12 protein-coding genes and 1 pseudogene are annotated in these 11,940 nt (G+C 68.7%); 4 read left to right on the forward strand and 9 right to left on the reverse strand.

Annotation, left to right across the window (positions count from 1 at the left end):
• Positions 1-41: 41 nt before the first annotated feature.
• Both NAM01S_RS16340 and NAM01S_RS16345 read left to right on the forward strand, forming a co-directional pair.
• Positions 42-557, forward strand: coding sequence for a gamma carbonic anhydrase family protein (locus tag NAM01S_RS16340; protein WP_067786026.1), 516 nt, complete (start codon positions 42-44; stop codon positions 555-557).
• Between the two features lie 177 nt (positions 558-734).
• Positions 735-872, forward strand: a complete 138-nt coding sequence (locus NAM01S_RS16345; RefSeq protein WP_245910181.1) for a hypothetical protein — start codon at positions 735-737, stop codon at positions 870-872.
• Between the two features lie 53 nt (positions 873-925).
• Here the strand turns inward: NAM01S_RS16345 and NAM01S_RS16350 are convergent, their stop codons facing one another.
• Positions 926-1,735 carry an SDR family NAD(P)-dependent oxidoreductase gene (locus tag NAM01S_RS16350; protein WP_157107758.1) on the reverse strand — a complete coding sequence of 270 codons (810 nt, stop codon included), beginning with the start codon at positions 1,733-1,735 and terminating at the stop codon, positions 926-928.
• A gap of 388 nt (positions 1,736-2,123) precedes the next feature.
• On the opposite strand from NAM01S_RS16350, the gene NAM01S_RS16355 reads away from it, so the two are divergent.
• Entirely contained in the window at positions 2,124-2,741 is a 618-nt protein-coding gene (locus NAM01S_RS16355; protein ID WP_067786032.1) for a TetR/AcrR family transcriptional regulator, read from the forward strand.
• Positions 2,742-3,818: 1,077 nt separating this feature from the next.
• Here the strand turns inward: NAM01S_RS16355 and NAM01S_RS37310 are convergent.
• Positions 3,819-4,436, reverse strand: a pseudogene (locus NAM01S_RS37310) (HsdM family class I SAM-dependent methyltransferase); the annotation flags it as partial.
• Between the two features lie 232 nt (positions 4,437-4,668).
• On the opposite strand from NAM01S_RS37310, the gene NAM01S_RS16360 reads away from it, so the two are divergent.
• Positions 4,669-5,364 carry a nitroreductase gene (locus NAM01S_RS16360; RefSeq protein WP_067786034.1) on the forward strand — a complete coding sequence of 232 codons (696 nt, stop codon included), beginning with the start codon at positions 4,669-4,671 and terminating at the stop codon, positions 5,362-5,364.
• Here the strand turns inward: NAM01S_RS16360 and NAM01S_RS16365 are convergent.
• From NAM01S_RS16365 to NAM01S_RS16395, 7 genes are all read right to left on the reverse strand, one after another.
• A complete protein-coding gene (locus NAM01S_RS16365; protein WP_067786036.1) occupies positions 5,354-5,851 on the reverse strand; it encodes a winged helix-turn-helix transcriptional regulator in 498 nt (165 codons plus the stop codon). The genes NAM01S_RS16360 and NAM01S_RS16365 overlap by 11 nt on opposite strands.
• Positions 5,852-6,018: 167 nt before the next feature.
• Complete coding sequence (locus NAM01S_RS16370) at positions 6,019-6,249, reverse strand: hypothetical protein (RefSeq protein ID WP_067786038.1); 231 nt, start codon at positions 6,247-6,249, stop codon at positions 6,019-6,021.
• Positions 6,250-6,318: 69 nt separating this feature from the next.
• On the reverse strand, positions 6,319-7,752 hold the full coding sequence (locus NAM01S_RS16375) for an acyl-CoA carboxylase subunit beta (protein WP_067786039.1): 1,434 nt from the start codon (positions 7,750-7,752) through the stop codon (positions 6,319-6,321).
• A 123-nt stretch (positions 7,753-7,875) separates the two neighbouring features.
• Complete coding sequence (locus NAM01S_RS16380; RefSeq protein ID WP_067786040.1) at positions 7,876-9,126, reverse strand: KasA/KasB family beta-ketoacyl-ACP synthase; 1,251 nt, start codon at positions 9,124-9,126, stop codon at positions 7,876-7,878.
• 9 nt (positions 9,127-9,135) lie between these two features.
• Positions 9,136-9,435, reverse strand: a complete 300-nt coding sequence (acpM, locus tag NAM01S_RS16385; RefSeq protein ID WP_040688302.1) for a meromycolate extension acyl carrier protein AcpM — start codon at positions 9,433-9,435, stop codon at positions 9,136-9,138.
• A gap of 124 nt (positions 9,436-9,559) precedes the next feature.
• The gene (locus NAM01S_RS16390; RefSeq protein ID WP_067786042.1) at positions 9,560-10,474 is read right to left on the reverse strand and encodes an ACP S-malonyltransferase; all 915 of its coding nucleotides are present in this window, start codon (positions 10,472-10,474) and stop codon (positions 9,560-9,562) included.
• Positions 10,475-10,602: 128 nt separating this feature from the next.
• Positions 10,603-11,937, reverse strand: a complete 1,335-nt coding sequence (locus tag NAM01S_RS16395; protein ID WP_067786044.1) for a PucR family transcriptional regulator — start codon at positions 11,935-11,937, stop codon at positions 10,603-10,605.
• Between the last annotated feature and the right edge of the window lie 3 nt (positions 11,938-11,940).

Here is an 11,940-nt window from a genome sequence, read left to right on the forward strand (position 1 = left end):
CCCGCGCGCGACGGCGGGGGCCGCGCGGCTACGTTGCCAGCATGAGGATTGAGGTCGGCGGGTTCGCGCCGGAGATCGATGAGAGCGCGTGGCTCGCGCCGAACGCGACGGTGATCGGGCGCGTGGCGCTCGGCGCCGAGGTGAGCGTGTGGTACAGCGCGGTGTTGCGCGGCGACCTGGAACAGATCACCGTCGGCGCGCGCACCAACATCCAGGACGGCTGTGTGCTGCACGCCGACCCCGGCTTCCCGCTGACCGTCGGCAGCGGAGTGTCGGTGGGGCACAACGCGATTCTGCACGGATGCACCATCGGCGACGACGTGCTCGTCGGTATGGGCGCCACCGTGCTGAACGGCGCCGTGATCGGCGCGGGCAGCCTGATCGCCGCCAACGCGCTGATTCCCGAGGGCGCGCAGATCCCGCCGGGCTCGCTGGTGGCCGGTGTGCCAGGCAAGGTGCGCCGCGAGCTGAGCGAGGCGGAGCAGGATGGAATCCGGCTCAACGGCGCGGTCTATTTACACAACATGGCCAATCACCGCAGCGCGAAAGTGCTGTGATACATCACACACTGATCAAGGGTCCAGCACCAACGGCTGATAGCATTTTGCCTGCATGCTCGGCGTCCGACGGCTCGGCGAGACCGTCCGCACGGCGAGCATGATGCGTGACAGGCAGGAGGTATCACGGTGTCGTACCGGGACTCGAGTATGCACCGGCCGAAGGGGCGGATCAGCGTGGCCGACATCGCGGCCCAACCGGGCGGGATCGAGGCGCTTCATCGTCGCGTCCACGAATTGCGTTCCCGCGGGGTCGATTTCGCCGCGAACGCGATCGAAAAAGAGATGGCGGACCTGGACCTGCCCCGGCAGTGAACCCGGCACGGTAATTTTCGGCGATTCAGCGACGCCCTGACAGTGCCGTGATCTCAGCGCAGGACCAGATCGAGCACGCGTTCGTGGTACGAACCCGCGTACCGAGTGACGAGGTCGACCAGTAGCGCATCCAGTCCGACGAGCACCTTCGCGTGCCCGCGCGCCGCACCGCGCAGGATGGTGCGGGCGGCGGCCTCGGGGCTGGTGCGCGCGACTTCGTCCTCGAATCGCCTGGCCACCGCGGCCCCGTCGATGCCAGGCGCGAACTGCGCCGTGCGCGCGATGGTGGTGAGCACGCCGCCGGGATAGACGCCGGTCACCCGCACCCGCCCGCCCGCTGCGCGCATGTCCTGGCGCAGCGATTCGGTGAACCCGCGCACCGCGAACTTGGCCGAGTTGTACGGCCCGTGCCCCGCCACCGCGACCAAACCGAACGCCGACGACACGTTGACCACATTGGCCCGCTCGGCCGCCTGGAGATACGGCAGAAACGCTTTGGTCCCGTTGACGACGCCCCAGAAGTCGACGTCCATCACCTGCTCGAAATGCGCGAACGGGGATTCCGCGACCCCGCCGACGTGCAGGATCCCGGCGTTGTTGAACAGCGCCTCCACCCGCCCGTAGTACGCCGCGGTCCGCTCGGCGTAGGACAGCACGGCGTCCCGGTCGGTGACATCGAGGACGGTCACCGTCGGCGCGAACCCGACGGCGGCGCAGAGCTTTCCCGTCGTCGCGACGGCGTGATCGGACTTGTCGGACAGCGCCAGCCGCGCGCCCCGATGCGCCAGCCCCAGCGCCAGCTCCCGCCCTATCCCCGAACCGGCCCCGGTGACGACCACCACCTTGTCGGCGAAATACCCCACGGTCCAACCCCTTTCACCCCATACCCGCATCGGGCACTCGATCAGGTTATCCAGAACGAAGGAGCTCGGGAAAGATCAACTAGCGGTCCGGACCGCCAACCACGTCGACTCGCACCAGCCCACGCGCACCTCTCCGACGACGCACCGCAGCCGGAGCTACATCTGCACCGCCCGGTTTGCGCCCCATCGGGTGCGCCAGCCCGATCGCTCATGCGCCGCGGCCTGCTGCACCCGAGGCCGAAGTCCGGGACTTCCATTCCGCTCGGTCTCACACCTTCGCGGCATCTCCGACCCCCACCTCGCGCGCTGGTGAAATAATGAACGTCCATCACCCGCACCGTCGCGGCGCCGCAGCGCACCGGTTTCCGCGCGAACGACTGGAGAATCGATGCCCACCGTTCCGTCCATGCTCCAGCGCATCCTCGACAAGCCCGTTTCCGACGGCGAGAAACTCCTGGAGAGCGCACTCTCGGCGTTCCTGGACTTCGGGATCAAGCGCACCAGCATGGGCGAGATCGCGCGCCGGGCAGGCATCAGCCCCGCGACCCTCTACCGGCGGTACGAATCGAAGAACGACCTGGTCGAGGCGGTGAGCGTGCGGGAGGCGCAGCGCTTCGTCGCCGAGATCGACAAGCGAGTGCGCACTGTCGAGGGCACCGAGAACCAGCTGGTGGAGATCTTCGTCGCCTTCATCACGGCGATCGCGGGCAACGAACTGCTGCGCAGGCTGCTGCGTACCGAGCCGGACCTGATCCTGCCGCGACTCACCACCGAGGGCGGTCCGATCCTGGCCGTCGGTCGCGCGTACCTGGCGGAGAAGTTGCGCGAGCTACGCGCCGGGGACGCCGACTTCGACGCCGATCTGGTCGCCGAGATCATGGCCCGCTTGGCGCTCTCGCTGGCGCTCACCCCCGACGGGCTCATCCCGCTCGGCGACGCGGAAGCCGGTCGCGCGTTCGCCCGGCGCACCCTGCTGCCCATGGTCGGCGTCCGCGCGTCCGCCTGAGTTCAACCCGAACGCCGCGTTCACCAGCTCGTCGAGCCGGTGCCGCGCGGCGTCGTCGGGCGTGCCGTCGCCGTCGACGAGCTCGGCGACCAGCGCCGCGATCTCCCGGGACGCCGCCCGGTCGGGATCCGGCAGCGGCAGCCGGGACACGTACTGCGTGATCCACCGCCGCCTGCCCGAGTACAGGCGGTTACCGCACACGGCGTCGTAGTAGCGCAGACCGAGTGCCGAATTCGCCACGCCCATAAGGAGATACGCCAGCCGCTCGGCCCGCTCGGCGACGCCGAGATCCTCGAGCGAGATCCAGTAGCAGTCCCCGTTCACCACCGCGCCGGACCGGTCCAGCGCGAAACGCGGCCGTTCGCTGATATCGGGAAACACCAGTTTCGGCACCCGCCACAGGTTGGGCCGCTGCGGCACCCAGATCTCGAACCACTCGCGGCCGCTGTCGGTGAGGTATTTGCGCGCGGCGAGCGTGGACTCGTGATCCCGCAGATACGCTGCCGCACTGGGGAATTCGCGCAGATCCACCGGGACGCGACGCGGGGCGGCGGTGTCGTAGGGATAGAGCACGCGAGTGTCGGCGGCCCGCTCGATCCGCCACGGCGCCAGATCGTGGTGGGTGATCAGCTCCAACAGCAACTCGGCCTCCGGTCGCGGATGCACCTGGGCCCAGCGATCGGAGATGAACACCCGGTCCGCGGTCGTCTTGATGCCGACCCGAATGCGGGCGACCTCACCGAAGCTCCGCCAAGTCCCCGCGCCGACGCGAGCGAGCCAGGAATCCACGCTCGGCCGCGACATCCGCCACGCGGACTGTGTACTCCCGCTTCGGTCGTGCGCGATGGCACTTACCGACGCGCCCGTCGACAGGGTGCCGACCTCGACCGCGAAGGTCCGCCCGTTGTGCCTGACCAAGGAGCCGGACTCCGCGATGAGTGCATCGAAAAGATCTGTAGGGCACAGCATTTCATCGAACGGCACCTCGTAGGCCGAGACGTGACGGCACACCGGACCGCCACGGCCCCGGGTGGCGATGGTGACAGCGGGCAGCACGGCGGCCGCGAAGAGCTTGGTGTCGCCCAAGTCGTAGAGCTCGACCGGGGACAGTTCGCCGAGCAGGATGGCGCGAATGTTCGCACCCGCCTTCGTCGTCAGAAAACGATTGGCGCACAACAGACCCAACGCGCCACCCGGAGTGAGCAGCCGCGACGCGACGGCGACGAAAGGGTGTGTGAGGTCGATGCGACCGCGCAGCCCGTACTGCCTGCTCAGCAACTGCGCGGTGGCGCCGCCGAGCTGCTGGGTGCGCACGTAGGGCGGGTTGGTGATGATCGCGTCGAACGAGCTGTCGTCCAGGTCCACGGCGTCGGCGAGGAAGTCCCCCGCGCGCCAGTCGACTTGGACGCCCTCCACCATCGCCCGCGTCCGCGCCACGGCGAGCCCTGCTTCGTCCAAGTCGTACCCGGTGAGCCGGAGCCGGACGCCGGGAAGGCGGGCTGCGGCTTCCCGATACAAGGCGAGCAAGAGTTCCCCGTCACCGCACGCCGGATCCAGCACGCGCAGTTCGCCACCCGTGCTCGGGCGCGGCACATGCGCGAGCAACCGCCGAGCGAGGAAACGCGCCAGCGCGGGCGGGGTGTAGTGCCGCCCATGCCGTTTGCGCTCCCGCGCGGCGCGGGTGTGCGAACCCATGGGTGGGATTGTGCCTCGCCGGAGAGCCGCGGGAGTGCTGATGCCCGGAACCCGCGCGCGTCGTCGGCGGTGGCCCAGCCGTGCGGCGTCCGTCGAGCCCGCGCATCAGCGGAGCGTGCACGCGCTGATGGATCCCGGCCACGGTTCGAGAGACCTCAGCCCAGTTCCGAAATGAGACCACACCCGCTAGCATTCAGTCTCGAAATAGAACCAAATCGAAGGAGGCGGGTCCATGAGCCCGACCACTGCGCCCACCGACGCGTTCGCGACCCTGACCCGGATCCTCGACGAGCGACGGACCTGCCGCCAGTTCCGGCCCGACCCGGTACCGCGCCCCACCATCGAGGCCCTGCTGCGAGCCGCCCAGCGCACTCCCTCCTGGTGCAACACCCAACCGTGGCAGGTCGCGGTCACCGAAGGCGCCGCCACCGACCGATTCCGCAAGGAGCTGCTGGAGCACGTCCAAAGTTCCGCGCCCGCACCGGATTTCGCGTTCCCCGCGCAGTACACCGGCGTCTACCGCGACCGCAGGCGCGAATGCGGCCTGCAACTGTACGAAAGCGTCGGCGTCGTCAAGGGCGATCAGGCGGGCACCATGCGACAAGCGATGCGGAACTTCGAACTGTTCGACGCCCCGCACGTCGCGATCATCAGCACCGAGACCGATCTCGGCGTCTACGGCGCCGTCGACTGCGGCCTCTACATCGGCACCTTCCTGCTCGCGGCCCAGAGCCTCGGTCTCGGCGCCGCACCGCAGGCGGCTCTCGCCTCGTACTCCCCTTTTCTGCGTGAGTATTTCGAGCTCTCCGAGAACCGGAGAATCGTCGCCGCAATCTCGTTCGGCTATCCCGACAGCGACCACCCCGTGAACGGTTTCCGCACCCGCCGTGCGGAAACCGATCGGGTCGCGACCTGGTTCACCGACTGATCGAACCACCGCTCAGCGGTCCGGCGACCCGGTGATCCGCCCCGGTCAGCCCCGGCCCCGGCTCGGGGCTGACGTCGCGGGCGGCGATTTCGCTTCCGCAGGAGTCGCATTCGAGCCGCACGTGTGCCTCGCCGGTGCAGTCGTGGTGCCGGTAGTGCACCGGCGGCCCGTCCGGCGCCATGTAGGTGTCGCCCCAATCCCGGATCGCCATCAGGATCGGGTAGATGTCGTGCCCCTTCTTGGTGAGCCGATACTCCTCGTGCGCGCCGACCGCGGCCGGTCGCTTCACCAGAATGCCGTGCTCGATCAGCCGGTCGAGCCGATCCTGCAACCTGCTGCGGGAAATGCCGAGCGCGCTCTGAAAGCCGTTGAACCGGCGAATGCCGGAGAACGCGTATTTGAGGATGACCAACGTCCACCGGTCACCGAGAACCACCAGCGGCCGCGTGATCGAACACGGCTCGTCGGCGAGATCCTCGTAACGCATCCCTCGATGCTACCCAGCCCCGTTGGCAGGCGCTGTCGGACGCAGTCCGCCCTCAGCCCGCGCACGGCCGGAGCGAAGGCGGAGGTACGCCCAGCGGGCGCTGTGGATGCGGTCCGTCGTCGAACGCGCCCGGCCGAGGCGAACGCGGAGGTACGCCCGCGTCCGAATCAGGCGTCCGTCCGCCGGTGGATGACGTACTGGAAGTGCCCGTCCTCCGGATCGGCACGCAACGGCCACGGCTCGGCCTCCAGCACGCGACGCCACTCCAGCGGCCGGTTCGCGTCCTGCTCGGCGAGCGACTGCGCGTCCGCGAGGGCGGCGCGGGAACCGATCGTCTGTTCCTCGGTGTCGCAGAACTCGCAGCTGTGTACCTTGCCGACCTCGTAGCGTTCCGGCACGACGGTCTCCTTCGAGCGAAAAAGCTTGGGCCCCGGGAGGTTTCCCGGGGCCCAAGCGGAGTCCTCACATCACAGCGGGATGTTCTTGTGGTGACTCTTGCGCGCGGGCGCGGCGGCCAGCGCGGCGGCGATGACACTGCGGGTCTTGGCCGGGTCGATGACCTCGTCCACCACCCCGATCGCGATGGCGCGCTCGACGCCGCCCGCGATCTTCTCGTGCTCGGCGGTGAGCCGCTCGTGCAGCGCCTCGCGCTCCTCCTCGGGAGCGGCGGCCAGTGCCTTCTTGTGCAGGATGCCGACCGCGGCCTTGGCGCCCATCACGGCCACCTCGGACCCCGGCCACGCGTACACCGCGGTCGCGCCGAGCGAGCGGGCGTTCATGGCGATGTAGGCGCCGCCGTAGATCTTGCGGGTCACCAGGGTGACGCGCGGAACGCGGGCCTCGGCGAAGGCGTGCAGCAGCTTCGCGCCGCGGCGGACAACGCCTTCCCACTCCTGGCCGACGCCGGGCAGGTAGCCGGGCACGTCGGTGACCACGATCAGCGGGATGCCGAACGCGTCGCACAGCCGCACGAACCGAGCCGCCTTCTCGGCGCTCTCGGAGTTCAGGCAGCCGCCGAGGCGCAGCGGGTTGTTGGCGAGCACGCCGACGGTGCGCCCGCCGAGACGGCCGAGGCCGACGACCATGCTGCGGGCGTATCCGGCCTGCAGTTCCTCGAACGTGGACTCACCGTCGACATTGTCGAGCAGCTCGTGCACGAGCGGCTTGACGTCGTAGGCGCGCTTGGCCGACTCCGGCAGCATCGCCTTCAGGTCGACGTCGCCGTGCGCGGCGGCGGTCAGGTCGAACTCGCCCTGCTCGGCGAACATCGACACCAGGCGACGGGCGCGGTGCATCGCGTCGGCCTCGTCGTCGGCGACGATGTGGCACACGCCGGACTTCTTGCCGTGCGTCTCCGGACCGCCGAGGGTCGCCATGTCGACCTGCTCGCCGGTCACGCTGCGCACCACGTCGGGGCCGGTGACGAAGACCCGGCCCTCGGGGGCCATGATCACGATGTCGGTGAGTGCGGGACCGTAGGCGGCGCCACCGGCCGCGAAGCCGAGCACCACGGAAATCTGTGGGACGAGACCGGACGCGCGAACCATGGCCTCGAAGACCAGGCCGACCGCGTGCAGGGCCTCGACGCCCTCCGCGAGCCGGGCGCCACCGGAGTGCCAGAGACCTACGACGGGAACGCCGGAGTCGATGGCGGTGTCGATCGCGTCGACGATGTGCTTGCAGCCCTCGACGCCCATCGCGCCGCCCATGACGGTCGCGTCGGAGCAGTAGGCCACGGTACGGACGCCGTCCACCTCGCCGATCGCGGCGAGGACGCCGGACTTGTCGCGCGGGTGCAGCGGAAGAACAGTGCCGGGATCGAAGAAACGCTGGAGCCTGCCAAGCGGGTCACGCGGATCGGTCGCTGTTTCCGGCTGAAACGCGGGAGCAATGATTGTCATCGCGTTTTCTCCTCAATCAAGAGAGTGCCGCTACCGCGGCTGCGTATGTCGAACCACCGGTGGGGTCGGACCAGGGGTACTGGCCGACCCCACCGGGGATCGTTGTTGCAGTCAGTCGGGCGGCTATGCGCGACCGAAGGCGAGCGCGACATTGTGCCCACCGAAACCGAAGGAGTTGTTGATCGCGTACTCGATCTCCTGGCGGCGGGCTTCGCCCTTCACCACGTCGAGGTCGATCTCCGGGTCCTGGTTCTCCAGATTCAGCGTCGGCGGAACGATTCCGTCCCGGATGCTGAGCACGGTCAGCACGGACTCGAGCGCGCCGACGGCGCCGATCGAGTGGCCGAGCGCCGACTTGGGCGCGTACACCGAGGGGTGGTTGCCGACAGCCTTGTTGATCGCGTTCGCCTCCGCGGTGTCGCCGATCGGCGTGGCGGTGGCGTGCGCGTTGATGTGCGTGATGTCCTGCTTGGACAGGCCCGCGGTCTGCATCGCGCGGGTCATCGCGCGGGCGGCGCCGGTGCCTTCGGGATCCGGGGCGACCAGGTGGAAGCCGTCCGAAGTGATGCCCGCGCCGAGCAGACGGGCGTGGATGGTGGCACCGCGCGCCTTGGCGTGCTCCTCGGTCTCGAGGGTCAGCAGCGCACCGGCCTCGCCGAAGACGAAGCCGTCGCGGTCCTTGTCGAACGGACGCGACGCACCCTTGGGGTCCTCGTTGCGCGTGCTCATCGCACGCATCATGGAGAACGCCGCGATCGGCACCGAGTCGATGTAGCCCTCGACGCCACCGGTGACGACCATGTCGGCGTCACCCATCACGATCATCCGCCACGCGTTGGCGATGGCTTCCGATCCGGACGAGCACGCCGAGACCGGAGTGACCACTCCTGCCCGGGCCTTCAGCTCGAGTCCGACGCAGGCCGACGGCCCGTTCGGCATGACCATCTGAACAGCGAGCGGCGAGATCTTGCGGTAGCCGCCGTTCTTCAGCTTGTCGACCGAGTCGATGAGCGCGTCGCCGCCGCCGAGACCGGTGCCGATCGCCACACCCAGACGGTCGGGATCGACCTCCGGGCTGCCGGCGTTCTTCCACACCTCGCGGCCGAGGACGGTCGCGAGTCGCTCGACATAGGCCATGCGACGGATCTCGACCCTGCTCAGCAGGGTGTCGGGGTTGACCTTCAGGTGGCCGCCGATGCGGACCGGCAGGTCGTATTCCTCGACGAAGGAATCCTCGAGAACGTCGATGCCGCTCTCGCCGTTGAGGAGTCCCTTCCACGTCGCATCGACGTCGCCCGCGATCGACGTGGTCGCCGCCAGGCTCGTTACGACGACGTTGGGGAAATTCCCGTTCAAGGTGGAAGGAGTGGTCACTTTTCGGCCCTACTCGGCGTCGAACTTGGCCTTGAGCTCCGCGGCCGCCTCAGCGTTCTCGGCCTCGAGCTTCTGGATGTAGGCGACAGCGTCGCCGACCGTCTTCAAGCTGGCCAGATCCTCGTCCGGGATCTTCACACCGTACTTGTCCTCGGTCTGCACAGCGATTTCGACCATGGACAGCGAGTCGATGTCCAGGTCATCGACGAAGGACTTCTCGATGGTCACCTCGGAGGGCTCGATGCCCGTAACCTCTTCGATGATCTTGCCGAGTTCCTCGACGATTTGTTCCTGGGTCAGAGCGGCCACTTGGTGGCTCCCTTCTTGTTACTTTGTAGGGCTTCTTCTGTGTTTTTCGGGCCGAGGCCGCCGGGGGTTACCGTCGGTTCGGTCACGACCTCGCATTTTTTCGATGCGCGGTCGCGGAGGAAAGCTAGCCGGAGGTCGACAGTTCGGCCAACGCGGGGAGGTCCTCGGGGGTCTTCAGCGCCAGGTTCGGCGTGCCCTTCAGCTCTCGTTTCGCGATGCCGACCAGGGTTCCGGCCGGTGGCAGCTCCGCCACCGCCGAGACACCGGCCTGTCGGACGGTCTCGGTGCACAGATCCCAGCGCACGGGTCGGGTGACCTGTGCGGCGAGCTTTTCGATCGCGTCCTTGCCCGAGGCGACCGGCTGCCCGTCGAAGTTCGACAGCAGCACCCGGGTCGGATCCTTGGGCGTGATCTTGGCGATGGCCTCCGCCACCGCGTCCTGGGCCGGAGCCATGAACGCGGTATGGAAGGCGCCCGCCACGGGCAGCGCCCGAACCCGCGCCTTTTCCGGCGGGTTCGCGGCGAGTTCCGCGAGGGCGTCCAGCTTGCCCGCGGCCACGATCTGGCCCACCGCGTTGCGGTTGGCCGGAACGAGGTCCAGTTCCGCGAGTCGCGCGAGGACAGCGGCTTCGTCGCCGCCCAGCACCGCGGACATCCCGGTCGGCTCCAGCGCGCACGCCTTGGCCATCTCCGCACCGCGGATGGCGGCCAGGGTGACCGCCTCGTCGGAGCTGATCACCCCGGCGACGGCGGCGGCGGCGAACTCGCCGACCGAATGTCCCGCGATGATCGTAGCGGCAGGAAGCGAATCCTGTTCGATCTCCGCGTACGCCAGCAGCGCGGCGGCGACCACCAGCGGCTGGGTCACGGCGGTGTCGACGATCTCCTCGGCCGTCGCGGTGGTGCCGAGACGGACCAGGTCGAGGCCTGCGGCCTTGGACCACAGGGCGAGGCGATCATTCGCGCCGGGAAGGTCGAGCCAAGGCGCGAGCATGCCGGGTGTCTGGGACCCCTGTCCAGGGGCGAACAACGCGATCACGTCTCTAAGAAAACACTGTGAGCCCCGCCGCAAGAGATGTCGGCGCGAATGAAGCTTTCCGATGCGTTTTGTGGGGGTCCCACAAAATCCCACGTGGGTCGTCCCGATCGACCGACTCGCCTTCGGCGTTACAGGCCCTCGTGACCGATTGGTACCGGAGTTGCCTCTGGGCTTGGAGTTGTCGATTCGTTACGCGTTCGTGTCAAACGACCCACTGTTGCTGCGATCCGGAGTACGTATGCGTCCCGCGGATTCATCGGATCCCGGCCCGTTATCTCGGCGATCCGCTTGAGTCGGTAGCGAACGGTATTTGGATGGACGTACAGCTGACGGGCGCACGTCTCGACGGCTCCCCCGCAATCCAGATAGGCATCGAGGGTGTCCGCGAGCGCCGAACCAGCGGCGGCCAACGGGAGGACAAGATACTCGTTCAGCGCGTCGATCGCACCTCGATCGCCCAACAAAGCGCGTTCGGGTAACAACTCCGCCGCGTGCACCGGCCGCGGCGCCCCGCGCCAGCCGACCACGGCCTCCATACCGGCCAACGCCTCCACGGCGCTCGCATGCGCCGCGCCCAGGGTCCGGGTGGTCGGGCCGATGACCACCGGACCGTCCGAGAACACTTCGGCGAGCAAATCGGCGAGGAACGGCGAGACGTACCCGGCGTCGCCGAGATGTCCGCTCACCACCATGACCAATCGGGTGCCCTGCACGACCGCGAGCGCCGCGCGCCCGTGCCGTGCCGCGATGGCATGCACCGAACCGACCGACGAGACGCCCTGCTCCCCCGGCGGCGTGCCGACGAGGACGGTGGCGGGCGCGGTGGCGTCCCAGTTCAGCGTGGCCGCCCTGGAGAGCATGTCCGGGCCGGTGTCGCCGCGCACCACCGCGTCCACCACGAGTGCCTCGAGGCGGGTGTCCCACGCGCCGCGCGATTCCGCGGCGCTGGCGTACACCGAGGCGGCCGCGAAGCCGAGCTCGCGCCCGTATCGCAGCACCGCCTCGGTGAGCGCGACCAGCTGCCGGTCGTTGCGCGCGAGCGCGGGCAGCCACTGTTCGAAGAACTCCATGGCGACCCGCACCATGTCGACGGTCTGGCGCAGCGTCAGCCGCCGGGCCAGATCCTGCGGAATGACTTGGAACGCGTCCAGGCTGAACCGGATGTCGCTGTCGGGGTCCTGCAGCCACTCCAGGAAGTTCACCACCGCGGTCTGCACCAGCATCTGCACGCCGGCGCGCTGCGCGGCGTCCAGATCGGCGAAGAACGGCAAGCGATCCTGCATCGACCCCACCGCCTCGGTGGAGAGCCGTCCCGAGAACTGCTTCACCCGTTTGAGCAGCGTGTCCGGGAGCGGGTCGCGGTTTTGCCGGTTCGGTGAGAGCGCGCCGGTCGGCAGATACACCTCGTGCTCGGAGGAGCCTTCGGTGATCCGACGAGGCCGCGGCGGTTTACGTTCCACCATCCA

Origin of the sequence: Nocardia amikacinitolerans NBRC 108937 (genome assembly GCF_001612615.1) — a bacterium.
GTDB lineage: Bacteria > Actinomycetota > Actinomycetes > Mycobacteriales > Mycobacteriaceae > Nocardia > Nocardia amikacinitolerans.